General features: G+C 60.1%; 32 protein-coding genes. 6 read left to right on the forward strand and 26 right to left on the reverse strand.

Going from position 1 to position 26,991, the window contains the following annotated elements; translation table 11 throughout:
- Nucleotides 1-207: 207 nt before the first annotated feature.
- The 4 genes from KIH45_RS16735 to KIH45_RS16750 are packed head-to-tail and all read right to left on the reverse strand — an operon-like array spanning nt 208 to nt 3,297.
- Entirely contained in the window at nt 208-900 is a 693-nt protein-coding gene (locus KIH45_RS16735) for a DUF5983 family protein (RefSeq protein WP_213177143.1), read from the reverse strand.
- Nucleotides 897-2,015, reverse strand: a complete 1,119-nt coding sequence (locus KIH45_RS16740; protein ID WP_213177144.1) for a DNA-methyltransferase — start codon at nt 2,013-2,015, stop codon at nt 897-899. Before KIH45_RS16740 ends, KIH45_RS16735 begins: the two co-directional genes overlap by 4 nt.
- The gene (locus KIH45_RS16745; protein WP_213177145.1) at nt 2,012-2,248 is read right to left on the reverse strand and encodes a hypothetical protein; all 237 of its coding nucleotides are present in this window, start codon (nt 2,246-2,248) and stop codon (nt 2,012-2,014) included. Before KIH45_RS16745 ends, KIH45_RS16740 begins: the two co-directional genes overlap by 4 nt.
- Nucleotides 2,245-3,297, reverse strand: a complete 1,053-nt coding sequence (locus KIH45_RS16750; protein WP_213177146.1) for a hypothetical protein — start codon at nt 3,295-3,297, stop codon at nt 2,245-2,247. The genes KIH45_RS16745 and KIH45_RS16750 overlap by 4 nt, the downstream gene beginning before the upstream one ends.
- 138 nt (nt 3,298-3,435) lie before the next feature.
- Between KIH45_RS16750 and KIH45_RS16755 the strand changes: the two genes are divergently transcribed.
- The 3 genes from KIH45_RS16755 to KIH45_RS16765 all read left to right on the forward strand — a co-directional run bounded on the left by KIH45_RS16755 (nt 3,436) and on the right by KIH45_RS16765 (nt 4,662).
- On the forward strand, nt 3,436-3,903 hold the full coding sequence (locus KIH45_RS16755; protein ID WP_213177147.1) for a hypothetical protein: 468 nt from the start codon (nt 3,436-3,438) through the stop codon (nt 3,901-3,903).
- 73 nt (nt 3,904-3,976) lie between these two features.
- Nucleotides 3,977-4,465, forward strand: a complete 489-nt coding sequence (locus tag KIH45_RS16760) for an OmpA family protein (RefSeq protein ID WP_213177148.1) — start codon at nt 3,977-3,979, stop codon at nt 4,463-4,465.
- Nucleotides 4,465-4,662, forward strand: coding sequence for a helix-turn-helix transcriptional regulator (locus KIH45_RS16765; RefSeq protein WP_213177149.1), 198 nt, complete (start codon nt 4,465-4,467; stop codon nt 4,660-4,662). Before KIH45_RS16760 ends, KIH45_RS16765 begins: the two co-directional genes overlap by 1 nt.
- Before the next feature lie 78 nt (nt 4,663-4,740).
- Here the strand turns inward: KIH45_RS16765 and clpX are convergent, their stop codons facing one another.
- The 18 genes from clpX to KIH45_RS16855 form a co-directional block, all read right to left on the reverse strand.
- Nucleotides 4,741-5,982 (reverse strand): ATP-dependent Clp protease ATP-binding subunit ClpX, encoded by a 1,242-nt coding sequence (clpX, locus tag KIH45_RS16770; protein ID WP_213177150.1) that lies wholly within the window; start codon nt 5,980-5,982, stop codon nt 4,741-4,743.
- Between the two features lie 248 nt (nt 5,983-6,230).
- Nucleotides 6,231-6,941 (reverse strand): uracil-DNA glycosylase family protein, encoded by a 711-nt coding sequence (locus KIH45_RS16775; protein WP_213177151.1) that lies wholly within the window; start codon nt 6,939-6,941, stop codon nt 6,231-6,233.
- A 60-nt stretch (nt 6,942-7,001) separates the two neighbouring features.
- Nucleotides 7,002-8,024: a hypothetical protein gene (locus KIH45_RS16780; protein WP_213177152.1), complete on the reverse strand. Its 1,023-nt coding sequence runs from the start codon at nt 8,022-8,024 to the stop codon at nt 7,002-7,004.
- A 57-nt stretch (nt 8,025-8,081) separates the two neighbouring features.
- Nucleotides 8,082-8,924: a hypothetical protein gene (locus KIH45_RS16785; RefSeq protein WP_213177153.1), complete on the reverse strand. Its 843-nt coding sequence runs from the start codon at nt 8,922-8,924 to the stop codon at nt 8,082-8,084.
- A 253-nt stretch (nt 8,925-9,177) separates the two neighbouring features.
- Nucleotides 9,178-9,441 (reverse strand): hypothetical protein, encoded by a 264-nt coding sequence (locus tag KIH45_RS16790; RefSeq protein WP_213177154.1) that lies wholly within the window; start codon nt 9,439-9,441, stop codon nt 9,178-9,180.
- Nucleotides 9,438-9,944 carry a hypothetical protein gene (locus KIH45_RS16795; protein WP_213177155.1) on the reverse strand — a complete coding sequence of 169 codons (507 nt, stop codon included), beginning with the start codon at nt 9,942-9,944 and terminating at the stop codon, nt 9,438-9,440. The genes KIH45_RS16790 and KIH45_RS16795 overlap by 4 nt, the downstream gene beginning before the upstream one ends.
- Before the next feature lie 237 nt (nt 9,945-10,181).
- Nucleotides 10,182-10,442, reverse strand: a complete 261-nt coding sequence (locus KIH45_RS16800) for a hypothetical protein (RefSeq protein WP_213177156.1) — start codon at nt 10,440-10,442, stop codon at nt 10,182-10,184.
- Nucleotides 10,439-11,554: a DNA/RNA non-specific endonuclease gene (locus KIH45_RS16805; RefSeq protein WP_213177157.1), complete on the reverse strand. Its 1,116-nt coding sequence runs from the start codon at nt 11,552-11,554 to the stop codon at nt 10,439-10,441. The genes KIH45_RS16800 and KIH45_RS16805 overlap by 4 nt, the downstream gene beginning before the upstream one ends.
- Before the next feature lie 22 nt (nt 11,555-11,576).
- Nucleotides 11,577-12,686: an acyltransferase family protein gene (locus tag KIH45_RS16810; RefSeq protein WP_213177158.1), complete on the reverse strand. Its 1,110-nt coding sequence runs from the start codon at nt 12,684-12,686 to the stop codon at nt 11,577-11,579.
- 130 nt (nt 12,687-12,816) lie between these two features.
- Entirely contained in the window at nt 12,817-14,244 is a 1,428-nt protein-coding gene (locus tag KIH45_RS16815; RefSeq protein WP_213177159.1) for an EAL domain-containing protein, read from the reverse strand.
- 200 nt (nt 14,245-14,444) lie between these two features.
- Nucleotides 14,445-14,717 carry a hypothetical protein gene (locus tag KIH45_RS16820; RefSeq protein ID WP_213177160.1) on the reverse strand — a complete coding sequence of 91 codons (273 nt, stop codon included), beginning with the start codon at nt 14,715-14,717 and terminating at the stop codon, nt 14,445-14,447.
- A gap of 78 nt (nt 14,718-14,795) precedes the next feature.
- A complete protein-coding gene (locus KIH45_RS16825) occupies nt 14,796-15,809 on the reverse strand; it encodes an FxLYD domain-containing protein (protein WP_213177161.1) in 1,014 nt (337 codons plus the stop codon).
- Between the two features lie 67 nt (nt 15,810-15,876).
- Nucleotides 15,877-16,611 carry a DNA methyltransferase gene (locus tag KIH45_RS16830; protein ID WP_213177162.1) on the reverse strand — a complete coding sequence of 245 codons (735 nt, stop codon included), beginning with the start codon at nt 16,609-16,611 and terminating at the stop codon, nt 15,877-15,879.
- 26 nt (nt 16,612-16,637) lie between these two features.
- A complete protein-coding gene (locus KIH45_RS16835) occupies nt 16,638-17,510 on the reverse strand; it encodes a hypothetical protein (protein ID WP_213177163.1) in 873 nt (290 codons plus the stop codon).
- A 49-nt stretch (nt 17,511-17,559) separates the two neighbouring features.
- Nucleotides 17,560-18,321 carry a hypothetical protein gene (locus KIH45_RS16840; RefSeq protein ID WP_213177164.1) on the reverse strand — a complete coding sequence of 254 codons (762 nt, stop codon included), beginning with the start codon at nt 18,319-18,321 and terminating at the stop codon, nt 17,560-17,562.
- The gene (locus tag KIH45_RS16845; protein ID WP_213177165.1) at nt 18,318-18,602 is read right to left on the reverse strand and encodes a hypothetical protein; all 285 of its coding nucleotides are present in this window, start codon (nt 18,600-18,602) and stop codon (nt 18,318-18,320) included. The genes KIH45_RS16840 and KIH45_RS16845 overlap by 4 nt, the downstream gene beginning before the upstream one ends.
- Nucleotides 18,599-18,790, reverse strand: a complete 192-nt coding sequence (locus tag KIH45_RS16850; protein WP_213177166.1) for a hypothetical protein — start codon at nt 18,788-18,790, stop codon at nt 18,599-18,601. Before KIH45_RS16850 ends, KIH45_RS16845 begins: the two co-directional genes overlap by 4 nt.
- A complete protein-coding gene (locus KIH45_RS16855) occupies nt 18,787-19,884 on the reverse strand; it encodes a hypothetical protein (RefSeq protein WP_213177167.1) in 1,098 nt (365 codons plus the stop codon). The genes KIH45_RS16850 and KIH45_RS16855 overlap by 4 nt, the downstream gene beginning before the upstream one ends.
- A 228-nt stretch (nt 19,885-20,112) precedes the next feature.
- On the opposite strand from KIH45_RS16855, the gene KIH45_RS16860 reads away from it, so the two are divergent.
- Nucleotides 20,113-20,379 (forward strand): GlsB/YeaQ/YmgE family stress response membrane protein, encoded by a 267-nt coding sequence (locus KIH45_RS16860; RefSeq protein ID WP_213177168.1) that lies wholly within the window; start codon nt 20,113-20,115, stop codon nt 20,377-20,379.
- A 118-nt stretch (nt 20,380-20,497) separates the two neighbouring features.
- A complete protein-coding gene (locus KIH45_RS16865; RefSeq protein ID WP_213177169.1) occupies nt 20,498-21,820 on the forward strand; it encodes a pilus assembly protein TadG-related protein in 1,323 nt (440 codons plus the stop codon).
- Here the strand turns inward: KIH45_RS16865 and KIH45_RS16870 are convergent, their stop codons facing one another.
- The 4 genes from KIH45_RS16870 to KIH45_RS16885 all read right to left on the reverse strand — a co-directional run bounded on the left by KIH45_RS16870 (nt 21,821) and on the right by KIH45_RS16885 (nt 25,637).
- Nucleotides 21,821-22,399, reverse strand: a complete 579-nt coding sequence (locus KIH45_RS16870) for a hypothetical protein (protein ID WP_213177170.1) — start codon at nt 22,397-22,399, stop codon at nt 21,821-21,823.
- A 170-nt stretch (nt 22,400-22,569) separates the two neighbouring features.
- A complete protein-coding gene (locus tag KIH45_RS16875) occupies nt 22,570-23,295 on the reverse strand; it encodes a hypothetical protein (protein WP_213177171.1) in 726 nt (241 codons plus the stop codon).
- Between the two features lie 3 nt (nt 23,296-23,298).
- Nucleotides 23,299-24,135 (reverse strand): hypothetical protein, encoded by an 837-nt coding sequence (locus KIH45_RS16880; RefSeq protein WP_213177172.1) that lies wholly within the window; start codon nt 24,133-24,135, stop codon nt 23,299-23,301.
- A gap of 11 nt (nt 24,136-24,146) precedes the next feature.
- Nucleotides 24,147-25,637 (reverse strand): DNA cytosine methyltransferase, encoded by a 1,491-nt coding sequence (locus tag KIH45_RS16885; RefSeq protein WP_213177173.1) that lies wholly within the window; start codon nt 25,635-25,637, stop codon nt 24,147-24,149.
- Between the two features lie 138 nt (nt 25,638-25,775).
- Between KIH45_RS16885 and KIH45_RS16890 the strand changes: the two genes are divergently transcribed.
- Entirely contained in the window at nt 25,776-26,969 is a 1,194-nt protein-coding gene (locus KIH45_RS16890) for a hypothetical protein (RefSeq protein WP_213177174.1), read from the forward strand.
- The last annotated feature ends 22 nt before the right edge of the window (nt 26,970-26,991 follow it).

Consider the following 26,991-nt stretch of genomic DNA (forward strand, 5'->3'; position numbering starts at 1 on the left):
TCACTCCAACCTGCTTTCTCAAGGGTTATCATCTACATGGCCGCGCGTCATCGCGGTCCATCAGTGCCTGTAACTTCTTTCTCTCTGCTCGGCGACTGGCAGGGGGTCGTCCTGCCTTCACTTCATTCCACGACTTTTCCGTTCCCGCCCAGTCGGGCCGGGAAATCCTTCACTCGGGTATTGGACTGGGATGGCCCCGTGTGGTGGTCATCCCTCGTAGTAGGTCAGTTCCTCGACTTCATCTCCATCCTGGTCGTAGACGAGCCAGGTCAGGTCATGCTCGCGGCATAGCTTGTCGGCATCGATCAGGAACTCGGGCACATCGCCACCTTCTTCGACGAATGTCCGAAGGATCGTCGAGTGCAGAGCATATCCGTAAGGACCGTTCATCCAGTGTAGGCGACCTGCCCAGTCGAAATCGTCTTCGCTGGGCAGGTTTCTGTCTTCGTCGAGGCGACGCTCGAGATATTCGCGGGCCTCCTGCGGGATGTGTCCGGTCGAGACAGTGATTATCTTGCCAAATTCGAGATTGCCGGTGGTCTTCTCGTCGACCGCAGCAGGGCTTTTGCCAGTATCGACGGGCATTCGGATTTCACATTCCCGCTGATATGCCGCTCGGGCCAATTCCTCGGGATCATTGCCGACCAGCACGAAGTCTTCTGCGCCGCCATCGGGCGAGAAGACGACATGGCTGCCTTCATACTGTTCGACACGAGCGCGTAGCGCGCGGTCTTCCTGGTCGTGCAACTCGCTGATCTGCTCAGGCGACGTGTTTGGCGAACCGCGGAACGCTTCGATCTGGGGGTTTGCCAGAACATCTTCGCGCGTTTTCACGACAAAGCCGAACGTGGCCGCTTTTTCGGTCCAGCTTTTGTTCTCGATGGTCGCTGCATCTGTCATGTGAATAGCTCCTGTTGTCTGATGACCTCGGGCTGGAGCCCGATAACCTTGGCTTCTGCCTGCCAGACAGCGCGTGATTCCTCGCTGACGCCTGGCAGCCTGCAGATATTGTCGAGACCAGCCTCGGCGAGGCGCGCGGCGCGCATGTCCTCGTAGAAGAGGTCGCAGCCGCTGAACTGGCGGCCGGTTCGCCGCGCAACGACGTGTGTCGTCCCCGACCCGCTGAAGGGATCGATAACCAGGTCGCCGGGCTGCGTGTAGAGATGCACGGCCCTCATCGCGAGCTCCTCGGGGAATTGCGCCGGGTGGCCGGTCTTCTCAGGGTGGTTCGCACCCAGATTTCCAATTTGCCAGACGTCTGACGGCCATGCCCCGAAGGGATGGCCGGACAGCTTGCCCTTGTTCGGCCCCTTGAAGGCCCGCTTGTCGGGTTGCTTCTGAGGCGTGCGGGCCGGATCGGCGTTGAACGTCGACGGCGGTCCCTTGGTGAAGATCAACGCACTTTCGTGTCGCTCCGAAAGGCGCCGTTTCGGGGTCAGCCCGTGGGGCACAACCCAGCTCACCCGGTTCTGGTATTCCAGGCCGGTTTTCCGCATCACTTCAAATAGCATGATGTCGATGGGGACCATGGAACCGTCCACTTCATCCCTTGTCGAGCCGCACTGGAGGAATACGACCCCTCCAGGCTTTACCACGCGCGCCATCTCGGACACGATCATCGAGAGCCATCCGGCGTAATAGACGTGACGCATGGTGTCGGTGGCGACAGCGTCGCCGTACTTTTTGCCGACGTTGTAGGGCACGCTGGTGACAACCAGCTGGGCGCATTCGTCGGGCAACGCATCGAAGTAGTCGAGGACATCGGCTGTCTGCGTTGCATCGAGCATGGCTTCGAGCGTTTCGAGCTGGCGCTGTTTGCGCTCGGCAGCCCGCTCGCGGATCCGCTGTTCGTTCTTGCGGGCCTTGTGCTTGATGGCGATCGACCAGACCTTGCCGCGCGAGATGCGCAGTTCCGATGAGATCGTCTGATAGGTCTGCGTCTGTAGGCGCTCGACCACTTCCGCTTCGAGCGGATCTACCGGCGCGGCGGCAGTCATGTTGGCAAGCGCGCTCACAGGATCGTCCTCCAGCCGTCGTCGACGATCGAGTGCGAGTTCTTGAAATCGTAAAAGGCGGCGTACCTGTCGAGATGCTCCTGTGTCAGGACGTTGCCGCCATTGATCTGCTTGTCACCGTCGAATACGCGCGCTTCGCTGAACGACGAATAGCTCTTAACGCGGACCTTGAGGCCGAGCTCCTTGAGCTTCTTGCGCATTTCGACCTGGCTGATTTCGGGATTGATGCTCACTGGCTGATCTCCGCGTGGTAATAGCTGCCGACAAGGCCGCACCAGTCAGCCGGCCCTTTCTCAAAGACGTGGAAACGCCCCTCGTCCGGCCTCAGGATGATGGGCTGGTCCTTGTTAATGTCGTGAAACGTGCCGCTCGACATATTGATGGTGGCGACGCTGTAGCGATCGAGACGGATGGGCTTCGACAGGTCCATCTTGAGGAAGTCCCGCAATGGAACGTGCGCATAGATCGCGAAGTTGAAATACTGCGCGCAGGCATTGTCGACGGCCTCCTGCAGCTCGTCCAGCGTTGCGACTGGAAGACGCGGAGGCCGGGGATGAAAGACCTCGTCCTGCACCTCGTGCTGGTTCTTGGAATGAGCAAGATACTGCTCGAGGGTGTAGCCAAGGCGGGGAAGCGTGTTGAGAAAGCCCTCGCTGAGGCTCAGCTCGCTCCATTCGGACCAGGTCTTGTGTGAGGCCGTGCAGTTGTCGTCGAAATATCCATGATCCTGCATAAAGACGAAGGCGATCTCGACGCGGTCACAGGACCCAAGGACGTCGAACGGGGTGCTGTCGTCCCGTTCCTCTGCGATCTCGCAGACTGCCTGGCGCAGCTCGTCCGCATTCTCGTCGTCGGCGTCAAAGCAGTACGACCAGCCGAGGTCGTCAGCTTCGCATTCCAGCTTTTCGATGAACCGCTCTACTTCGGGGCGGACGAGTTCGTCCTCGAGATACCAGGAACTGGTGCCGTTCAGGCGCGCGAGGGAATGGCGGCCCGCAACCTGCGGGTCCTTCCCGAACGTATGCGCTTCGATCATGGCCTGTGCGGCAGCTGCGCAATCGGACAAGTCGAGAACCCTGTTCTCGGGTTCGTAGCGGGACCAGTAGACCTCGTCGGCGATCTTGGCGGCTAGCTCGTCACAATGGAGCGACAGGAAGTCCTCGTGCTCGACCTGCTCGCGGGTGAAGCGCAGGCCCTTGATCTCGAGCTTTTCTGGTTCTTCGGCGCGGCCGTCGACGTGTGCGCCGGGCATGGCAACGGGACTGGTGGCTACCAGGGTCATAAGCAAAGTCCTTTTCAGGCGTGACAAGGTGCTTTCAGGCGCGCTGGCGGCGCGCCTGTTTTCCTCCGCAACCGGAGGTCATTTCTATGGGGCTTTGGTAAAGTCGAACTTCATCCCATAAGATGTGAGATGACAAACATGATCCTCTCCATCCTGGGTATTATCCTCGCCACGGCATCGGCACTCTTGGTGATCGATTACGGAGGCGATTATTACCTCGACGTGCAGCGCGACGCGAAGGCGGCGGAGATGCGTAACGTTCTCGACCAGGTCGCGGCAGCGCATCAGACCTACGAGATGCACTATCTGGAGAAGGCTACCAGCACGGCCGATATCGTCAGTGCCGGCATCCTGAACGAGACACCGAGACCTTCACTTGGCACTTATGAACCGGTGTATCTCTCGATCGAATACGACGGGACTGCGCACCGGGCGCTCAGCATCAATTCGTTGCCGCAGGAGCTTTGCGCGCGCCTCAACGAGATCGCCGGGTTCTCGACCAACTGGGGCGATGGCAAGCCGGTGAGCACTACCAGCCAGTTCGGTTGCTATACCGCGACTGCGACCGGTGACGGGACCTTCTTTCGCATTCTTGATGCGGAGTAAGATCGTTCAGCGGTTTGGAGACTTTCTCCGCTCATCCTAAAATGATGGCAAACGCCACTTCAAGGATGACCCTATGCGCTTTCGCTACCTGTCGTTTCTCGCTCTGCCTGCCTTGATCGGCTGCTCGAGCGGTCCTGACGATCTCTATGTCGCAGGCCCTGTAGCGCCTCCGGGCAAGCCGATGGCGCAGACCTACCTTCCCGAGATCGCACACGAGAGCGACTTCCTGTCGGCGGCTGGCACGAACACGGTCTTCTTCGACACGAACAAGGCCGTCCTGACGCCGCAAGCGCGCGATGTTCTCGAGCGCCAGGCGAACTGGCTCATGACGCACCCCGACATCGCATTTCGTATCGAGGGGCATTGCGACGAGCGTGCGACGGCGAACTACAACTACGAACTGGGCCAGCGCCGTGCTGACGCCGTCCGTGAGTTCTTCGTCGACAAGGGCATTACCGCCGAGCGGATTTCGACCGTCTCGTTCGGCGAGCAGAGCCCCGTGATCGATGACAATGGCGATATCCAGATCAATCGCCGTGCTGTCACGGTGCTCACGATCTGATGACCGGACTGCCGAGTTCTCTGCGCGTGGCGCGGGTTGAGGCTGGGTTAAGCCAGGCTCAGCTCGCCCAGCAGGTTGGCATTGCCCGGCAGACGTTCAACCAGATCGAACAAGGCGAAACCGACCCCAGGCTGAGCACGGCCATGCGGATTGCCAGGGCGTTAGGGAAAAGCGTCGAAGAGCTTTTCTCGGCCTGACTACCCCGCCAAAGATTCCGGACAAAGAAAAAGGGCCGCTCGATGAGCGGCCCTTTCTTTTCGCTTCCGATTGCCGGGTCAGGCAGCCTTGCGCTTCTTCTCGTGAGCGACCTTCTCGGCGCCTTCGACCGAAGCCTTGGTCACGATGACCCGCTCGACCGTCTCGTCGCCGAGAACCTCATACATCGACGCCTGCAGCAGCTTCTCCATGATGGAGCGCAGCCCGCGGGCGCCGGTCTTTTTGGCAATCGCCGCATCGGCAATGGCTTCGATTGCGCCGTCCTCGAAGCTGAGGGTTACGCCTTCGCGCTCGAAGATGCGGCTGTACTGGCTGACGAGCGCGTTCTTCGGCTCGGTCAGGATCTTCACGAGATCTTCGCGGGTGAGCGCGTTGAGGTGCGTGATCACCGGCAGGCGGCCGATGAATTCCTGGATCATGCCGTAACGGGCCAGATCGCTCGTCTCGAGCTTTTCGAGCGGACGTTCATCAGGATCGTTCGAAGCCATGGTGGCGCCGAAGCCGATGCCTTTGGGGGTCTTGCGCGCCTGGACGATCTTTTCGAGGCCGGGAAATGCGCCGGCACAGATGAAGAGGATGTTCTTCGTGTCGACGCGGTTCATCGTCTCGTGCGGGTTCTTGCGGCCGCCGTGGCCCGGTACGTTGGCAACGGTGCCTTCGATGATCTTGAGCAGGCCTTGCTGGACGCCTTCGCCCGAAACATCGCGGGTGACCGACGGACCGTCGCCCTTGGCGGCGATCTTGTCGATTTCGTCGATATAGATGATGCCGCGCTCGGCCTTCTCGACATCGCCATCAGCCGCGACGAGGAGCTTCGCAATGATGGACTCGATATCGTCACCGACATAACCGGCCTGGGTGAGTGATGTGGCATCGGCGATCGCGAAGGGCACCCCGATGTGCTTCGCAATTGTCTGGGCAAGAAGCGTCTTGCCGGTGCCCGTGGGGCCGAGAAGAAGAACGTTCGACTTCTGGACCTCGACATCGCCATCGACGTCGAGGAGGCGCTTGTAATGGTTGTAGACCGCGACCGAGAGAGCCTGCTTGGCCTCCTGCTGGCCGATCACGTAGTCATCGAGCAGCTTGCCGATCGCGCGCGGGTTGGGAATGTCGCCAAGAGTATCCTTCAGCGCGTTTGCGCGGGTGACCTTGATCGTCTTGCCGGTCTGCTCTGCGACGGCGCCTGCCGCTGTCTCGGTGCAGCTGTCACAGATCGCGATCCCGGGCGGGCCTGCGACGAGGACATTCACCTTGTTCTGCGGATTCCGGCAGAAGCTGCATTCCTTCATTGTTTCCAGCATATTTCCTCTTTCGGGGCATTCTTCCGACGTAGGCCAGTAGCGTCGGAGTATATTCTGTGAGGATAGAAGCTCGCTTCGTATCGAATGCGATGCCGCTATCCTAAAACATATATCCGGTAGGGCTTGGGATTTCCACTCTACCAATCATTTTCATGGCAGTAGATTTACTCTGCCTGAAGTGGGTGGCGGCCCGGCCCTCGTCTCCTGTCTTCCGCGGCGCTGGTTGCGGCTTGCGTGCTGCTGGATTGTCACGCAGCCATGCCCAGTCGGTCGAACGGCTTGTCGATGAACGGTGTTTCGGGCGGCGACCAGCTGCCCGGAGAGGTCCCTTCGGCCTCGATGCCATAGCGCTCGAAGAACGGCTCCATCTGTTCGATGAATTCGCCGTGCTTGGTGGTGAAGCGGAGCGGATAGGCCGGATGCCAGCTGACATGGGCCTGAAGGCTCGTCTCGCGCCATTTGAAACCGAGCGTCTGGCCAAGGATCGGGGTAATGTGTCCTCGATATCCGGTGAGTGCGTCGATGACCGCCCTGCCCTGCGCAAGAATGGCGCGCGGCTTTACGAGCTCGATCTCACGAAAGAGGAACGGTCGTGATGCGGCGATCTGGGTGTTGTTGGGGGCTTTTTCGGCCCCAGGCGCCCAATGCACGGCGTAAGCGACGTGAAGTGCGTCAGGATCAACGCCCATCTCTTCGAGCGCACGACGCATGATCTTGCCATAGACGCCGGAGAAGGGCTTTCCCGTCTCGCGGTCTTCTGCCTCGGGTTTCTCCGAGACGACCATGATCGGGTTGTCGTGCGGGCTCGTCTGGGACGGTGTATAGGGTTCGCGCTCGGCGACGGGGTGAGCGGTATATCCCCGGATGGCGGAATACAGCTCGTCAAGGTTCGTCGCGGATGCAGCGGCATCGATAGCAACAGCTACCGGCTCGCGTTCTGCGAGGTGGAACTTCTCCATGCTTTTTCCTTCCTTGGTATCTGGGATCCTCCCCAGCCACCTTGAAAGGTACTGGGAAGATCAGGGTTCGAGAGGCGAACCGAAGGGCTTGTCGTTCGGATTGTAGCGGGCCGACAGGGGCCGCGCGGCGGCCATGGGCTCGCCAGGCCTGATTGCGCGCAGCGGCGTCGGGTCACCGCTGATGGGCACCATCACTTCTTCTGGGTTATGACCGCCCGATATGGGCACCATCTGCTCCTGAGAGGCGGTCATCGAGACCATCCGGTCTTCCCCGCCGCCGAGATCGATCCGCGGACGGGCGCTCGCGGAAGGCGCGGTGACCATCGGCCGCGAGGGCACAACGCCCGCCACGGGGACGGCTGGCGCAGGAACTGGTTTGATCTCGGCCTTCATGCCGGCTGGCTTCAGGTCTTCGATGGGCGCTTCTACCGGAGAGGCTTCGATTGGCTGGGCGAGCGAGGGCATGAGGCTCTGACCCGTGGCAGCATCGACGATCCCGACAATCTGCATGGCGGAGCCTTTGATCGAGGGGAACGTGTCGCCGATCATGCGGGCCCTGTAGGGCTGCATCGCATGGCTGGGATCGGTGCAGCGTTGCTTACCGTCTTCGCCGATGACGGGATAACCGGTTCCGGCGCGGGCCACGTCCCACTGGCAACCTGCCGCGTCCTGTTGGCGCGTGGTGGCAAGGCCCGGGAGCGGCTTCAGGAAGTAGAAGACATGCTGCTCGCCCGGATAGAGACCGGGGTATTCGTCAGGCAACTGGTTTCCGGCGACTGGCACATTCGCCTCGTCGAGCTTGAAGCGCACCGACGGCGCATCTGAAAGGCTCGATCCGACTGGGATCATGGCTGCGGCGGCGGTCGGAATGACTACGGCGGCAACGAGGGCGATCAGCGGGCCGCGAAAGCGATGTTGGGGCTTTGCGGTCTTCAGCTTCTTTGGAGCAAGGACGAGCGGGGCCGGCTCCAGCACACGCTCCCGAAGCTGGCGGCCTGAAACAGGTTCAGGTGCCGCCAGCCTCAGGGCATGGACTTTGTCCGGGTCCAGGAATGGGTGTGCCTGAGCTTCCATCTGTCTCACTCGCGCGATTGGTTTCACGCAAAGTTATAGGATGGATTCAGGACGAGCCCAAAGTGGTCAGGTGCAATTGGCTGGATCGGCCTTGCATTTGACGAGAGCCTGCTCTGCCTTGATCGCTTTCATTTCGGCCTCTGCGTCTGCAGCGCGCTCCGCATCCGTCTTGCTATTCACCTCGTCTACGACCTCGCCTGCGGTATCGAGAGCAGCTTTGGTTCCGCTTTCGGCACCGTAAGTCACCTTGGCAAGCGAGCCATCCTCGTTGAGCTCTAGCTTGGTCGTGTTCTTGCCGAAGGCCGGTGCCTTGGTAATCGGCATCCACCCCTTCGCGCCAAGCTGCGGCACTGCGAATGTGCTTGTCCAGAGCGCGGTCATTGTATCTTCAACGGTGAGCTCGACCAGGGCTGGATAAGTGACCCGAATTCCCGGTCCTTCTTCTTTAGTTTCGATCGAAGGGACCTTGGTACCGGTCTTTTTCGCTGTAATGGCGAAATATGAGGCATTCCCGCCGATGGTCTCCAGGAACTTGCCCGTTTCGGCATTGACCGGCAGGTCCCATGTATCCGCTTCCGCCGGGTTTATCGTCGCGGCATATTCGAGCGTGACGACCTTCTCCTTCTGGGCATTGATCACCTTGCAGATGGCCTTGGGATCAAACGGGCCGCCATCAAGTGCCAAGGTGCCGACGCCAGCGAGCTTGGCCAGTTCGAGCGCCGACTTGACGATCTGGTCGCCCTTTCCGGTTGCTTCGCTGTTGATGCTTTTGAGGCGGCCATCCTCGTAAAAGACGACCTCGAGCGTGGTATCAGCCATCATCGAGTTCAGCTTGCCCATATCGAGCGCGATCGGATCTGTGACGTCGGCCCGATTGATGGTCTTGGTCGTTACAGTGGTCGAGGCCACGATGTCGTTTTTAGGCGAACAAGCCAGGGTCCGGTTGACCTTTAGGTCGATGAGCGTTTGCGCCGGATAATAGTAGAGATTTGCATCAGGCGAATGGGCGCAGCCAGACGCGAAGAGAATGATAGCCAGCAGTGATGATGATTTAGCGTACATAGGTCCCCCAACCTTTGACGTTATTTGGAGTGGGGATGGTTATACGCTCACAGGAATTTGTGAAGCCCGTAATTCATGACAATTACCATCGCCGAAGCGGCTAGTCGAAGGCCTTGCCCATCCAGGGTGGCGGTGGGCCATCGGCTTCGGAGATGTTTGCCGGTTCTTCGCGCGCGGCAAGTTCAGCCGATAGAGCGGCGAAATATCGTGAGATCTCGGCTGCTGTCTCGGCATCGGCCGGGCCGCCCTCGAGTTTGAGCCGGCCTGAGATTACGGCTGCTTCATTGGTGGCCTTCAAGGAAAGGCCGCCAACGTCGAGTTCGTGATCGCCCGAAAGGATCGGCTGGTCGAAATCGAGCTTCATGCGGCCATCGCCTCCGGGTTCTGGATCCAGTTTGCACGCGTCGCGCGCCATACCGGGACTTCGGTCAGCCAGATTACCTCGGCGCCAGCCTCCGGCAAGCCCGGACAAGCGGCTTGGGACACGAATGCGGTTCTGCCGGTGGCCTGCAAGGTGGACGTCGCGAGATAGAGGATGGATCGCGGCCCGCCGCCGCTTAGGTTGAACTCGGCGCCCTCCTCGGGCTTTCCGGTCCAGGTCGCGACCTTGTTGCCGACGGTGAAGCCGGGAGCTTCGGTGCCGTGGCGGCCCTGCAGGCGGACCTCGGGGACAGTCCAGAGCCCGTTCATGTCGACGAGATGCCCTGCCATGGGGACCTTGTCGTCCCCGCGCGGGCCCGGTCGGTCGGGCTGCATCGGCAGGAGGCGCAGGCCTGACCCTTCCGGATCGCGCTTGTAACCGAATTCGGCGAGGACGGCGGCGACCTGGTCGTCGCGGTCTTCCTGGCGGTAAACGGGCGTGAGCATGCCAAAGCAGCTTGCCAGTTGGCTGATGAGGCGGCGCGAGGGCCTGTGGCCTGCTGTCCAAAGGGCGCCTATCGCCATCTTGAACGAGGGGTTGGTCATCATTGTGCATTGCTCCCGAAGGGCTTGAATAGCGTCAGGTTGTTGATGTCCGCTGGCGAAACAGCAGAGCGGCGCGATGGCAGTCGTTTTGCGGCAGCGTCGGCGCCGGCCGAATGGCCTCGTGTTTAGCGGGTGGAGCTAGTCCCGGAATCCGCGATAAACCCATCGGGCTACGAAGAAGACGGCAAGGACAAGCAGAGGCAGGACTATCCCATAGGTAGTCGATTGCCAGAAGCGGTCAGCTGCAGCCTCAGCAGTGACCTGACACTCTCCATCTTGCGGATTGGTACATTCGGAGAGCCAGAAAAGCGGAGGAATGACCCAAAGCGTCCAGAATCCGAAATACGGTACGGCAGCGGCGATGGCGAGGCGCTTGAGGCCCTTGCTCATATTGATCATTGTGCATTGCTCCCGCAGGAATCGATTTCGTCAGGGTAGGGATCGCGGCCGTAGAACCTGCGGAACGATTCCATGTCGTGCCAGGTACGCTGACCGCGCTTGCGGGCTAGGTTGGTGCATCCACCCTTCCCGTTTTCCCCTTCTCCCTGGCTGTCGCCTGCGGCACTGCCATCTGCATTGGGATCAATCTTGCGGACCCGTAGAGGTCCAAGAGCGATATCGTGTGTGCGCACCGGCCCCTGAAGGCCGGGGAAAGGATCGAGGCCGAAGGTCTTGGTGAACTGGTCGACGCTGAGCGTGTAAGCGTTCGCCTTCTCGTTGTTCTCGACGATGAACACGACGGCACCCTTGTCGACTGCATACATCGCTTTGAACATGGCGGTCGGGATCAGGACGCGCTTCTTGAGCGCATCCGTGCTGCCCCTGAAGATCGGGCCAGTCACCACGTAGACCTTACGCTTGCGAGCTTCGCCGCGCACGCGCTGCTCAAGGTCCACCCACGCGCCGCCGTTCATCGATCCGTTTTGCGGGACGATGTTCGAAAGCCGGAAGCTTTCCTGCTGGGCTTCTCGTGAAGGCATATCTGCCGACGGAGCAAGGTGGCCGCGATCCCACCCCGATCGGCGATAATCGTCTAGCTCGGAGCGCTCGGAGACCGGCAGATGGTCGTCAGGCTTGAACGAGGAATCGCGCGAGATCTGTGACGCCATGTCGAGATGCGCCTTATCGAGCACTTCGGCGGACCAGAGGGCGGTCCTCGTCCGGCCTGAATGGCCGATGGCAAAGGCGCGGTAGCACAGTTCGCGATAGGTCGGCTCGATCACCTTGGCGAACTCGGGCGCGACGACCTTGGGCGGAAGGCCTGCAGGGTGCATCCGTGCGCAATCGCCGAAGTCGCCGGCGGCCCTTGGCGGCTCGGCAGCCGGGTGCGGCGGCTGTGCTTCGCCAGCGTTCTCGTAGGCGCTGGTATCGGTCTCGACGATGTAGCCTTCGGCGTACCCGCCATTGCCCTCGCCCCAGACATTGTCTGGTCCGTTCGAAGCGGAGCCTGCTTCGCATCCCGTCAAGGCGACGAGCGACGCGGCAAGCGCGAGTGATCTGATAAATTTCATTCCTGCGTACCCTTCGCCGACCTTACGGCCTTGTCAGTTGATTGGAAACAAACTCGCCTGCGTGTGTGACCGCCGCGCGCTCGAGAGTTTGGGAAAAGACCCAGGCTAGGATCAGAGAGACGGCGACGCCGATGGACGCCCCCAGCGCGAGATCGGCATGCAAGGCTATTGCCAGTGCGCAGCTCGCGGCGATGATCGGATAGTGAAGGACGTAGAGCGGATACGAAATCTGTCCGACGCTTCTCCCCATTCTCGGGCTGAAGCGGTGCGATAGATCGATCCGGCGGATGGCTGCGATGAGCAGAAGCGCGCCGATCATTCCGATAAACCGGGTGATGAGCACGTCCTGCCCTTGGACGATCGCAATGACCGAACCTCCAAGGAAGGCGGCGGCGGCCACGCCGATGATAGCCGGCGGGGCACGGTCGAGAAGCGGCGGGTTTTCGTCATCCTCGCGAAGCGCCAGCCACATGCCGGATAGCACCGTAACGAGGAGAATGTTCTGAAGCGCGCTCGTCATGCCCAAGGTGACTGCCGAGGTTACGAGGAATGCGATCGCGAACTGCCACGTGATGATGGCGAAGCTTCCTGCCTTCGTCGCGGCGGCGACGATAAGAGGGGTGATCAGCATGGCGATCACTTCGACCTGCAAGGTCCACCATGGGGGATTGAGAACCAGTGAGCCGTTGTTTCGCCAGAGCGGATAGAGGTTCGCCTGTATCTCGTCGACAGTAAGAGGAACGGCCATGCGCTCCAACGCGGAGTGACCCGATCCGCCGAGCGAGCTGACAATACCCCATGCGACCATCGCGACGGCAAAGCTGACGAGATAAGTCGGCATCAGGCGGAGCATCCGCCCGGTGATGAAGATCCCGCTGGTGCCGTGGCGGTCTGATTGGCGAAGCCAGGCATGTGTCACGACGTAACCGGAAAGGACCATGAAGATGTCGACTGCCGGTGCGCCAAGAGCCCGCAAAGCATCAAGTGCCCATCCGCGCTGGTCATCGAAAACGAAGACGGCGAAATGGGATGCGACAACCAGAATGGCCGCGATGTCTCTCAGGAGGTCAAGGCTGACGATCCGGCTCGTTCTGCGCGCAACCTCGTATTCCTGCTGCGGGAGCGCCGGCAAAATTAAAGCGCCCCCTTCACCGGAGCGCTCGTTGCGAGCAGTTGTTTCCTTCACTGGACGAGCGACCTCCCTGACGCCTGATAGCGTGAATATATCTGAGTTGTAGGATGAATGTCCGGTTAGGCGAAGCTCAAGCTACAGCCTTGGCCTCTTCATAGGAGAGCGTCAGTCGTTCAAGGTCCTTGAGCGGCATCGGCTTTGCGAGGACGAAACCCTGAATGAGATCGCAGCCAGCGCCTGCAAGAAAGCGCAACTGGCTCTCGAGTTCTGCGCCTTCTGCGACGACCTTCATGCCCATATCGTGCGCAAGGCGGATCGAGGACAGGACGATCTTCTGGCCTTTGTCGTCATTGAGAAGCTGCTGAACGAGGCTCTTGTCGAGCTTCAACTGGGTTGCCGGCAAATCGCGCAGGTGGCTGACGGTTGAAAAGCCCACGCCGTAATCGTCGATCGCGACTTCGATGCCGAGGCTGCGAAGATGGTTGATCTCGGCGATGCCGCGTTCATCGATGCTCGCGGTTTCAGTGACCTCGAGGACGAGGCGGCTGGCCGGAAAGCCTGCCTTTTGCAAAGCCTGGGTCACGACTGCAATGATCCGGCCGCTGCCGAGCAGGCCGGGCGCGATGTTGACCGCGACATCCCAGTGATCGGGCAGACTGGAGAAATCGGCTATTGCCTGCTCGATGGTGAAGCGGGTCAGCTCCATCATCTGGCCATTCTTCTCGATGATCGGGATGAAGTCGGCTGGGGCGATGGCGCCGCGCTCGGGATGATTCCACCTGATCAGGGCCTCTGCGCCGACAATCTCGTTCGAGCCGGCATCGTACTTCGGCTGATAGGCGAGCCAGATGTCGCCTCCGGTCAGTGCGCGGGTGAACTCGTTGTAGACGGTGAGCGGCCATACGCCGTCGCCCTTGGGGCACCAGCGTTGCCAGAGCATGCCTGAAACCTGTGCGCGCCGCGCCGCGACAAAAGCTCGTGCCATGGCGCGCTGCATGTCGTCGTCGGTGTCGAGGCAGATACCGGCATGGACATGAAGGTCGATGCCGTTGCTTCCCGCGGTCATGGCTTGGAGGAGATTGGGGCTTAGCCCCTGAAGCAGCTTCAGTTCGCGCTGGTGATCGTCGGTGCAGCAATAGGCCAGCGTCGAGTGATTGATAAGGTAGATGGTCCGTCCTGCGGTCAGCGCTTCCATGACTTCGCCCAGGTGTAGCATGATGTCACCCAAGACGTCGGCGCCGCGCTCGGCAATGATCTGTTCGCCTTCGGGCAGGTTGATAACGACAACCCCGCCCTTTCCGGTGGCCTTGAGCAGCTCGGCCGACCCCGGGAAGCCGCTTTCCCAGCTTTGTATCGCCGATGCCGGGCCGGTTTGCTGGAGGTAGACGGAAAGTGCCACGATCCCGATCAGGATGCTGGTGATTGCGGCCGTGATGATTCCAGCCTGAAGCTCGATTGCGACGAAGAGACACAGCATGCCGGTGATAGCGATGAGCAGGTCGGTAATCCGGTGTCCGGTCTTTGACATGCGTCGCTCGAGAAGCGTGTTGATCGGCATTCTGTTTCTTCCATCTCTGGCTTCAGATCTCCCCCCCGTCCGTTAACATTGTAGGATCAGGTGAAACCGGCGGCAAAGCCTATTTTGTAGGATGAAATGGTAAACCGTCCCGCAGCGGGACCAGGTGGGCTCTTTCGAATCTTTTTTGGCCCTTGCGTGCGGCGCATTTTCATGAGCCGCACGCCGGAGGGTTTGCGCGTTCAGCTTTCGAGCACGATGTCCTTTTCGAGCTGCTCGCTATGGCATCCCAGTTCGGTCATCTGGTCGTATGTAAGATCGCGCGCATCGCCTGTTTCGTCTTCCTGAAGCTCCCACGTGATCCACGGCTTGATGACCTTGCCGTCAGGGAGCTTGATGGCAATGCCATTGCCGTCGCGGCCATACTGGATCTCCGATCCTTCGGGCACGTGGATCTCGTCGCTAATGGTGACGCTCATGTCGAGCGCCTTGGTCTCATCGGAAGTTGCGGTCATGTCGTTGTCCTTTGCTGTCGCAACAAGAAAGGGCGGCAGAATCTCTGCCGCCCTCCTGTCGTTTTCTGGTGGTTGGTATCAGTCTGCGAATTCGACGTCGGTGACGGAAGCAGTGACCTTGCCGGCGGCCCATTCTTCGGGGACCGATTTGGCCGAGTAGAAGCGGCCACGCTCCTGCCGCCAGATATATCCTGGCTTCAAGGGCGTCCCTGAGCTGGAGTAGGAACTGACGAGGACCGGATAATAGTCTTCCTCGGCGATCGCGTTGCCGTCGGCATCGTAGAAGACCACCGTGACCTTGACCTCGTTCAGGGTCTTGTCGCCGTTGTTCTTCACCTTGAATTCGACACCTGGCACGCGGCCGTCGAGCATCGAATCCATGTAGCTGGCCTTGAGGTCGTAGACATCGACTTGCGAGAGGTACGAGCGCTCGGCCGAAGAGTTCGACTGGTCTGCGGCCTCGTCCATCATCGGGTCAAACGCCTCGGCTGCCGCATCGATTGCGTCAGCCTGATCTTCCAGGCTTGAGACAGGAGTGCCGGGCCATTCGTCGTCACTGGAGCCGACGCCGTCCTGATAGAGCGCAATAGCCACTCCAGCGATCAGTAGGACAGCTGCGAGTACCGCCATTTTCTTGTCGACGCCTTCCTGAACGGCAAGTGGCTTGGCTCCTTCAACGGCCTTGCGGTCCTGGAATGCAGCATAGAGTGCGGTGCCCGCACCAACGGCCAGAACGAGCCAGCCCCATTCGACCTGAACTGCGCTAGCCGCTGCTTCGGCCAAGCCCCGGAAGGGATTGTCGCCAAGCTCGTCGAGGCTTGAGCGCATATTTGTGATGTGGATCTGCAGGCGGACAAACAGGAAGACGATGAAGGCGGCGGCGGCTCCTGCCGGCCAGAACGCCTCCTTGATCTTTTCGGTGGCCGCGAGACCGGCGATCACAATGGCAAGCGCCAGGATGATGAGGCCCAGCAGGTTCGATCCGCTGTTGAACAGGTTCACGCTTCCGATGATCGGAAGCTTGACGATCGGTACGAAGAGCCCGGCGACAAGCAAGGCCGCCCCGATCAGGCTCAGGTTCTTGTTGGTCATTGTCCCCCCTTTCAAGGACTTGGCTTTTGGCACTGTTGAAAGACGGGAGCAAATCTCCCTGTCTATCTTATGCAGCGGCGTCGAGTTCTCTGGCGGCCTGCTCGAGCCGCGCGATGGCGATTTCGAAATACTCGGGGTTCTTCTCGACGCCGATGAAGCGCTTGCCGTGCTTGAGGGCCGAGACGCCGGTGCTGCCGGTCCCCATGAAGACATCGAGGACACTCTCGCCCTTCGTCGTGGACATGATGGTGTCCATGACCTTTTCCGGCTTCACTGTCGGGTGCCCGTATGTTTTGGACGGGAAGACCTTCTCCCTCGTTCCGACGATCGCGGGTTCTTCGATTTCGGTATCCTCGATCACGCGGCGCTTGTTCGCGAGCTCGCCAACCGGATGCCATTCCTTCTGCCATGCCCGGACATAGACTTCGCAATCCGGCATGAGGTGCTTGTTGGCGACGGGGATCGGATTGCGCTTTGCCCAGAAGCCGAGAACGAACCGGTCGAAGGTGTTCTGCAGGTAGCTGGTGATCTTCGGGATCTGGTCGTTGTGGCAAAAGCAGCAGACGGACCCGGTGAGCATCGTGTTAATGATCGAGATGTCGAACCCCTGATCGATGCCGACTTCCTTGATCTGGTCGAGGTAGGGCCGTGCCTTGCGGAACTTGCCGGCGCCCGCCGTCTTGATCAGGTACGGCGGATCGATGATCTCCGCATCCACCCAACCGATATCGGCGCGGACCTTGTAGGCGTCGCCCAGGATGAGCTTTGCCGGACCGATCTCGACGATGCGATCAGCATTCATGGAATTCTCCTGCGATGTTGGATTAGCTAGCGCGAAGGCAGGGCGCGGCCCTTGTCCTCGTGCAGCTTGTGTTCGACCACTTCGTATTCACCCTTCCGGGTATCGAAGATCGCGAACTGGATGTTCGGCATTTCACTGGGCGCGCGAACCATCGGCACGTCGGCGACGGGCGTCGGTTCGCCCTCCCCTGCACCTTCCTCGCCATCTATCTCGGGTTCGGGTTCGGGCAAAGGAAGGACGTCGGCGTGGCAGGCACGGCGCTGCTCGCTCGCGTACCATGCATCTAGGACGAGCTTTTCCCTGTCCCTGACGTCTTCTTCGAAGTCGTTCTGCTTCATTTCCTGGCCTGCCGCGTAGGAGGCAGCCGCACTTGTCGCGTATTCGCCGAGGTTGAGCCCTGCGGCATACTGCGAGACATGCATCAGCTCGTGGAAGAAGAGCCGTTCGTTCAGCTGGTCGAGGCCGGAGGGATTGCGCGGTACCGCGACGTAGATGTCGTTGTGCCGCGTGATGGCAAGAACGCCCCTTGCGAAGGCCACCTCGTTGATGATGTCTTCGTCGCGGAAATAGGGATGAAACCGGACCTTTTTCCAATCTGCGACGCCTACGAGATCCGACTGTTCCTCGAGAAAGTCGATGACGCACGGGTTCAAGGGAGTGCCGCGGTGCATGACGCCGGCGATATCGACCGGCCTCAAGCCTTCCTGCGGGAGATCGTCGTAAGAGATGACTGCGTTCTTGGCCGCCGTCGTGATCTTGGGAGCACCTACGGTTTCAAGAACCCACATTGCGCCAACGGCACCACCGACCGTGCCGGTGACAAGACCGACGAGCCCTGCCCCTGCCAGTGCGAGAGCGAAGATGCGTCTGCGTTTCCTATGCCCTGCGGGGTTTTCCAAGGCGTACCTCCTTCCCCTATTGTAGGATGGAGGCGGCGGCGGACCAACGTCAGGCCGGGATTGGCATTTCGATGTCTTGGACCAGAGGGGTCGCTTTCTTGATCATGTCCGAACGGAATTTCTCGTTTCGTTCGAATTCCATCAGCGTCTCGATGGCAGCCCCTGCCGTCTCGTCCTTCGTATCTTCTACCGCAAGATGTCTTGCGAGACGCTGAATTCGAGCGGATTTTTCCGGGATTGCAGCAAGAAAGTCGCTCGGCGCGGCGTGCCGGGTGATATCTCCGTCAAACAGCTGCAAGGTCATGCAGCGATCAGCGGGGCGTCCCGTCTCGCCAAGATTACGCGACCAGACATTCTCGCGGTGGCGCCAGTCTTTCTTTGAGACCTCTTCGGGCGGGTCGGTGCTGTCCCACCAGGCGAAGTCGTTCACTCCGCGCATGGCATCGACCTTCGACCGCAGTGCGCGGTTTTCCGTATGGATCATGAAGTGGGTACGGCCCGCAGCCGCTCTGCCCGGGAAGATCCAGAGCTCCAGACTGAAGTCGACTTCCGGGTCACGTCTGCCGGTGGCGGCGATGGCGCGCTGGCGCCGGACCATGTCGTCATAGGTGCGCTGCAGGATGTGGCCGGTGGAGACTTCGCTCGAATGAAGAGCTGCCTTGTCGATCGCATCTGCGACGAGAATGCCGCCGACCCTTGCAATCTCGTTGCGGCCTAGCGTGGTGAGCGCGGTCTTGCGGGCCATGGCTGCCTTGTAGAAAGCGAAGACGCCCCTCTCGTAGTACCGCCCGTTCTGGATGTTCGTGCTCATCGGGGTGCCATCCAGCTCTTGAAGCCGGGCATCGGCTGCTTGATGGCGCACAGGAACACGTTCGAGTAGCGGCCCGGCTCCGGTCCAACGAAAGTTCCGAACACCTCTTCGGCTTCCGCGTTCCCGCTGAAATAGCCGTAGTAGTGTTCGCCGGGTTCGTCCTCGTTCTGGCCCTGCTCATCGTAGATCAGGGCGTAGGTCGGCTTGCTCTTTTCGACGAGCCACCAGCCCAGCCGGCCGACGAGGGTCCGAAGGCTTGTCCGGATGCGGTCGGTCTTCATGGTCTGGGCTCCAATGGCTTGGCGGCGCGGCGCATCATGGCGCGGCGCTGCTGTCGTGTGGTTGGTAGAATTGGACCGCAGAATTCGCGGTATTGCCGGTTGCTTGGTTTGCGGCTGGTAAGAACACCTGTCTCTACGGCTCTGCAGGTGGCTTCGTAATAGACGCCCATGAATTTTGCGGCCTTCATGCTGGCGCCTCCGTCGTAACCAGCGGCACGGTATTGCCCCTGATCTGGAAATACATCGGGGCCTTTATAGGATCGGATCGTGCGGGCCCCAAAGCGGCGTAGTTCATCGCGACGTTGTCGGTGTGGTTGGCGATGAACGTCCAGCCTGGCAGCCCGAACAACGTCAGTTCGTAGGGTCGCTTCCCGTAGTAGATGATGTTGTGCAGAAGGCTGCATTGCTGCTCGACGGGGAGCGCGCGGATCTTCTCGATTACGTACGCATCCGCCAGAGTGAAAAAGCTTTCCTCGCCAAGGAGCAGGTTCAGGTCAGCCTGGCTTGCTTCCTTGGACTTTGGAGTGCCGTTCGGCATGGCCGCCGGATCGACGTTCGTGCTGGTGCGTAGCCGCAGGTGATTGTCGCCGTCCATGAGCTTCACGGTCTTGATCTTCATCTCGTCGGCACCGGGAAGGTCCACCAATGCCGAGAGCATGTTGCCCTTTGCCGAGTTCGCGACTGTTTCGCTGACAGGCTGGTTGATCATCACCGTGACACCCGCCTGGTTTTCCGTGAAGGTGATGTTCCCCTCAAGGATGAGGCTGGTGTGCAGGAAGGTGCCGCCTTCGAGCAGCTGGAATTCCACGCGCCCGAGCTTCTCGTTGGTGACCTCCGAGTAACCCAGGTAGAGCGCGGGAGGCATGATGTCGTATTCGCGGGCCATCGTGATCCAGTCGCGATATAGCCGTGCGCCTTCTTCGGTCATCAGGGAAAGCGCAAGGCGTCCGATATCACCGGTGTAGATCTGGTCGGCCTCCTCGCGCGACGGCGCGGGGCAATTCTCCTCGAAGTAGGCGTAGATCCGTCGGGTTTCTGAGAAGAGATTGATCGTCGGGTCGGCGATCTTCTCTACCTGTGTGATTGAACCAGAGCGCATGGTCGTGGCTGAGAATATGAAATAGCCGCGCTTATCGAGCGCTACGTTAATCTCGCAGGTCTGCGGGGGCGGGATCTGATCGAACAGCCACTCTTCGATGCCTCTTAGCGTGTTGTTCTGCACCCAGATCGAGCTGAAAAAGGCGCCTTCGCTCAGGGGAAAGTCGTCATCAGCGATCGTCAATGCGCAGGGAGTGTGATTGCAGCATGCGTCTGGTCGCGAACCATCGTTGTATGGCGGGAGAAGCAGAGCGGGTTCGCCGGGACGTATCTGGGCCCAGAAAAGCCCTCGGTAAAAGCCGGTTTTATGGGGCTGCATGGTCGACCTTTCTGTCCCGTTCGGAACGGCTTTTGTGGCTAACAGTTTGTTAATCGGGCGCGCGATACTGCGCTCGTTGACCCGAGGACGTTGATGACTGTGCTGCTGCTGCTCTTGCTCGGGGGTTCGCTTGGCTATGCGACCAGCCTGCTTGCGACCGGCGGCAACAGGGATGTCTTCGTCAACGTGATCCTGGGAATGCTGGGCGCACTGACGACCAGTCACGTCTTCTCGCCGCTGTTTGGCGAGCCCAACCTTTTCTCTTCCGGTATCGGCGCGCTCTCGATGCTCGTCTCGATCATCGGCGCGATGATTGTTCTGGCGATCTTCAATCTTGTCAGGCTGCAGGAAGCGGCCTGACCGAAGGCCGATCAGGCCGCCATTTTCCGCTTACCTTCTGATTTCTCCGACCTCATCCTAAAATGATTGGCGAAAGGCGACTTGGGGTCGCTGTAGTCACCATTGGAAGGGGCCAGGAATGGTTCTCGGCAAGATCGCCGCGGCAGCGCGCCGCAAGTGTGCAGAATTCCTCCGCTGCGAAGACGGTAACGTCCTGCTGCTGACGGTCTTTTCGCTGCCTATGATCATCGGCGGCGCCGGCATGGGCGTCGATATGGCGCAGTGGTATCTATGGCAGCGCGAAGCGCAGTATGCCGTCGACCAGGCTGCGATCAGCGCTGCTTATACGATGCGCGACAACGAGGAAGGCGTTCTTGTCTATGAGGACATCGCGCGGCTGGCCTATTGGGACAACCTTTCGATAACGCACGACCTTAGCGCAGAGCCGGAGTTCACACTGGCGAACTGGGCGAGCGGCGATCTCAACAGCGTGATCGCCAAGTCGTCTGTCACCAATGCGCTGCCCTTTACGGGGTTCTTTCTCAAGCATCCGGTGACGATCTCGGTGACTGCACAGGCGGCTTTCGAAAAGGGCGTGCAATTCACCAGCTGTCTGATCGCAACCGACGAGGATGATGACGGGGCCGTGACGATCGGCGGCAACACGACGTTTACGGCTGGGTGCGGTATCGCGGCGCTGTCAGATTCCGACCAAGCCGTTCTCATCGACGGCAATCCCACTGTCGAGGCTGGGTGGGTCCTGTCAAAAGGCGGGATCGATGACTGGTTCGACTATCACACTTCGGATGAAATCCACGAGTACATCGACGGCCTCAAGGACCCGTTCGAGGGCCTGACACCACCTGACGATCCGCGCGAGCGGCTTTACGAGTGCCAAACGACCGGCAAGGGATCGGATAAGTCGAAAGTCGCTACGCTCCTGCCCGGCACCTACACCGAGATCGTCACCCGCTGTAATACGACCCTGCAGGGCGGTATCTATGTGATTGATGGCGGCTCTTTCGAGGTCCGGGCGCAAGACGTTGTCGTCGGAACCGGCGTGATGATCGTGCTGCGTAATGGTGCGCGCATCCATATCAACGGCGGCGCCGAGATTTCCCTGACCGCGATGTCGGTTTCCGAGTTGATGGCAGAAGGCGTCAGCCAGGAAGATGCACAGCTGCTCGAAGGTCTGCTTATCTTCGAAGATCCGAGATCGCAGAGCAGCGAGGACAACGTCTTGAACGGGAACGCGGCGACGATCCTGAATGGAGCTGTCTACTTGCCTCGCAGTGCCCTTCGGTTCTCAGGGACCGCGGGCATGACGACGCAGTGCCTGATGATCGTCGCCAATACGATCAAGCTGACAGGTGACACGACGATGTCGGCGTTCTGCCCTTCCCACCTCACGCATGACGAGGTCGTAGCGGAGGTTGTCGGTAACGTGATTCTGATCAGTTGATCATTGGCCAAACGGATCTTTCGGCATTTGTTGCCGCATTTTGTATTCGTCCGCCGCCTTGCTGACAACGGCGATGCAATCCTTGAGCCAGAGCATTCCGCGATGAAGGCCATCGGCAGAAAGCCTTTCAAAAACCTCGGCGTCTTTGATCATCTCCAGCTTTTCGCCATCCTGCGCCGCGAGACGGCTGAAATTTTCGATTGTGGTCTGGGCATAGATGCCTTTCGCGGCGCCCTCCGGATCTTTCAGGGGCAGCCACTCCTCACCCATGTGCAGGGTCACCCATGCATCTATTTGATCGCCCTCCTCAACCGTCCACCGATGGTTGCCGTAATAGAAAAGAAGAATGTTTCGAGGTTCGTCCGATGACCCGGTGAGGACGATTGAAGGGTCGCCCGGCGCGGTCCATGACCGAGACAATTGGCAGTATTTCCCGTCGGTATCCCTTTCCCACTCTTGCGCTTGACCTGTCATAGGAAACGCAGCCGCAGCCAATGCTGCAAGGTAGATGAGAGTTTTCATGTTGATTGAAGTCCCAAGCATGAGGGTTTCTGTAGAATAGAGTTTTTGCTCGGCCATTCGCCTGGCTGTCAGACCGTTTGCTTGATCCGCCCTGCGAGACCAGAGACGGACTGGACATGGCCCCGCGCGATGTCGATTTTGCTCAGTGCGACCAGTCTCAGGAGCGCAGATCTTTCTGCCGCTTCTTTTCTCTTGTCCGGATCGGAGTGCGTCACCATCCCCTGACGCTATGCGGAAGCGGCTGGCAGGTCGAGCGTGAAAATCGTCATTCCCTGGGCAGTCCGAACCGATTTGATCGGGATGTCCTTCATATGCTCGATGCCGATGATCTGCCCTAGCGGCTGGCCTTTGGCGGCGTTGCGAATTGTGTCCGGGATCGCGCTGTCGGTGACGGTGACCGTCTTGAGGTTCACCCTGACGACGGGGTCTTGGGACACTTCGCAGTTGATGCGCTTCCAGCCGTCCGGACCGCCGACGATCTCGTATTTGCAGCCATCCAGTTCGAAGGCGACAAAGCCGGTCGAATGGAGAATGGTCTGGAGATTGGAGAGGTCAAATCCCTTCGCCTCGAGGATGGTCCCGATGTGTGCCGGAAATTCCGGAATGTCGTCTGCCGGTGCTGCCTTGCCGGTGAGAATGGCTTCGACGTGCGCATCGCCCCGCTCGAAGTAGACAGCCAGTGACTTTGGTCCGATGCGCTCGCGGCGCGTAGGGTCCTTATTGCCTTCGATGATCGCGGGCTCGCCGTCATCGAGGCGCACGATCGCGTTTTCGTTGAGCAGTCTTTTGAAGGCCTTGTCTTCGTCCGCAGCCTCGGACTTGGAGATGTACTCCATGCCGAGATATTCCTTCATATCGGTGAAGCGCTCGTTGGGGTCCTGCCCTTCGCGGACTGCCAGGGTCAGCGCGGATGCAATAAATTCCCGCATCGGGCGCGTGTCGAGGTTTTCCATGCTTCAGAGCCCTTCGAGGTAAAATGAGACAGAGTGCGCAGCCGGCTGGATACGAACGATTTTCCGGTCACTCAGACCTCCTACCTCGATGAGCTTGCGTAAGGGAGACCCAAGGAGTGAGTTTAGCACCGCTTCGGGAAAATCGGCCTTGATGCTGAGGCTGGTTCGCCGAACTCGGACCGGCGGATTGGTCGGGATACGGATGTCGAATTGACCCCATTCTCGCAGCTGCATTGGGGCTGGGCTCTTGTTCAATTTCTTGAACCGGGCCGAAGCTTCCGAATTCCAGCGCGTCGCCAGCTTGAAGCGGCGGCCTCGACTGGAGAACGCGATATTGCCTCGCAGCCAGGTTAGCATGGTGATGCTTTCGGGATCGAGGCCTTCTTCTTTCAGCAGGTAGGCGATGTGTTCGGGCATGCTGTCCTGGCCGACTTCCATACGCCGACAAGCACCCTGCATGAGCGCCTTGACGTGAGCATCGCCCTTCTTGCGAAGGTCTTTCAGTGCCTTGAGCTTGTACGCCGAACCGGAGATCAGCATCTGGGTGCCGTCTTCAGCAGTAGCGAATATGCCTTTGGCGTTGGCACCACCGGCGTTGCCCTGGAAATCGGGATGGTCCTGGTACTCACGAAGACCGTAGACGTCGTCGAAGTCTCTCTGAAGCGGCGTCATGTGGCTGAGGCCGAGAATGCGCTGAACAGCTTCGCGATATCGCAGATCCTGACCGTCGACACTGTAGATTTCCGCCCGGATGTCCGGTGAGGCGTAAATCGCGTGTTTTGCGGCCTGAACGATATCGTTTGCGACGGCGTTCAGCTTGAGCCTTGCGTCCTTTGGCATGTCCTTTCCCTTCATCCAAACAGCTGCAACTGATCGTCGCTTCGAGCCGGTTCGTTATTGTTGGCAGGCGGAGCGATGGGCGCGCGCGGAGCGATGGGATCGGCCGCCGGTGTTCCGTGCCAGCGGGTCAACGTCTGGCCCAGGCCGTCTCCAAGCGCGCGGAAAGGCGCCATCAGGATGGACTGGCCGAGCATTTCGTGGGCGGTGGTGATGGACAGGCCGTCGACGAATTCGGGCGGGACGCCCTTTACCCGTGCGTGCTCGGCAGGCGTGAGCTGGCGTAGCAGCCGGTCATTGGCGGGATGCTTCACCTTGATCTCGGTCGAGCGGCATTTCGCGTACCCGCGGCCGATGGTTCCAACGTGGGTCGCTTCTTCGCCGAGGATCTGCATGCGGAAGCCCTTGCCCGCCTCGATGTCGCGCTTTTCCTTCTCGCGCAGGTAGGTCATCTCCGACCAGAGCGAGCTGTCTTCAGGGATCGTATCGAGGACATCGCCCAGACGGCGCACCGGCGGCTCCGCAGGGCGGATCGCGGTGAAGTCGAACTCCATTCCCGGCGTAAGCGCGACAAGCGCCATGCGGTCGCGGTGCTCAAGGCAGCCGTGGTCCTTGCCGCGAAGGATGTCGTAGCTGACCTGGTAGCCCCATTCGGTCAGCTGGTTGGCAAGGATCGCGAAGCTGGCCGACTGCGCGTATTGTGGGACGTTCTCGACGATGATGGCGGTCGGATTGCAGGCTGCGACGATGGCAAGGAAGCCGACGACGAGGTGACCGGCAACCGGATCATCCTCGGGCTTGGCCAAGTGCTTCTTTGCCCTCCCCGCCAGCGAATGCGCGGTACAGGGAATACCGGCCTCAAGGATATCGACTTGCTCGATCGCGTCTGCGGCCTCGCGGTCGAAAGCGAATTCCTGCAGCGGCATGTTGATCGCGACCGTACGCTCGTCCCAGACCGGATTCCGCTCGGCCGACAGGTCCTGGTATTCGGGATCGATCTCGACGGAGAATGCCATCTCGCTGGCAATGCCGGCCTTGGCCAACCCTTCGTGGATTGCGAGCGAGAGGACACCGAGGCCTGTCGAGACAGAGCCGGTGCGAAGCGGCTCCCCGTTCTCGAGGCGCTGCTTGGTGCGAATATTGCGTTCGGCGCGGCGCAGTTCGACCGCTGACGGCGAGATGATGATCCTGCCGGTAACGAAGTCGACGCGAAGGGTTTCGATCGCTGCAAGCCCCGAGAGGGCCTTTGCATTGGCGATGTCGATGATCGGAATGTCGTTGCCGCGGCGCGCGCGGCGGCTGACGATGCGGTCACCTGCAGGGTCGAGCTCGAGCACGATCTGCCTGGAAGCCTCATCGATCGTCATCGTGTAGCGCACCTGGGGGTTGAAGCCTGCCTTTTCGAGCTTGCGACCCTCCAGCCAGATGCGGGGGTTGCTGCGCTTGTCGCGGCCCAGCTTGCTCGAGGCCGTTGCAATGCGTCGCGGGGATGCGCTGGTGGTCATGGGCTTTCTCCATTGCAGGAAGGTGCAGCCGGCATCAGCCGGTTTTTCCATCCATCCTAAAACTGTTGTGGGGGTGCCTTTGGTCGGGGTATCATTCGACCTGCGCAGGATTGGCCTGCAGGCTTCGAGGGGATTTGAATGTTTCGCGAGATTTCGGACAAGGCGTACGGCGAGGCGGCGGAAACCGTTGAGGCCGCGCGCCTGGCTCACTTGCCCAGGGACGTTCTTCCTGAAGATGCCCTGATTGTCGCCGGGGCCGCGCTGGCTCTCGAACAGGGTTCGCCGAATGAATTTGCCTTGTCGTACGAGACCGAGGCGATGCGGTATCTGCACATCGGCAATCGCGAGGCGAACCTGATGCAGTCGGCTGTCGCGCACTATCTCGACGAGAAGAAGCAGCGCGGCGGGCCGTTTGACACCACGCGCGAGGCGATGTCCTTCATCGTCAACGATGTCATGATCCAGAGCGCGGCGATCCGCGTTGATCGGGCTCTGGACAATCCTGATCTGATTGCCCAGCTCAGAGGACCTGCTGAGAAGCAGCTTTACGAGGAAGCATCTCGCGATAGCGGCATGCAGGAGACGATGAGCAAGATCAGCACTGGCGGCTTTTACCGCATCCCTGAAGAAGAGCGCGCCGCCTTCGAAGCGCTCGTCTCTGGCCCAATCCCGCAAAAGAAGCTCCGGGAAGCGGTCGTGGAACAAGCCGGTTATGTCGATGATGCGATTGCTCGCGCTGATCGGAGCGTGAAAGAGCTCGGCAAGGCAGAGCCCTGGGCTCGCCGTTTCATCGAGGTCGAGCAGTCAAACCAGTTGAAGGCGTGGCATCACCTGACGAAGACAGAGGAACTAACGCCGGCCGAGGGCGGCGCTCTCATTGATGATTTCATGAAGGTCCGCGGGCCGATGGGCCCTGCAAATCTGCTCGATGCGCAGACTTGTGGGCGCTTTCTGCAGGAGCGCGAACAGATGCAGATGGCCGATGCCAGCTGGTTGGTGCGAATGTCGGCTGACTGGCGCCACATGTTCGAGGCTACCAACCGTCTGAGCACAGCAAATTATCAGGACTGTGACACGTACCGAACCGATGAAGAGGTTGCCAGCGGCCAGTATCACAAGCTCGATGAGGCGCCGGAAGCCTTTATCGCGTTTGACCTTGCCGCCGGTCATGGCGTGCCGCCTCTTGAACGATTGAAGATCGAACGGATGACCGGGTTCGCCGAGTGTGAATTCGAGATTGAGAAGACGCGGACGCAAGAGCCCGCTCGCAAGCCGCTTCTGGCGGCGGATCTCTACGCGGCTGGCCTCGCGCAGAGCCAGATGGGCATGTAACTGGTCTGGCGGTGCTCTCAGG

It is taken from the genome of Croceicoccus gelatinilyticus (assembly GCF_018398395.1).
Lineage (GTDB): Bacteria > Pseudomonadota > Alphaproteobacteria > Sphingomonadales > Sphingomonadaceae > Croceicoccus > Croceicoccus gelatinilyticus.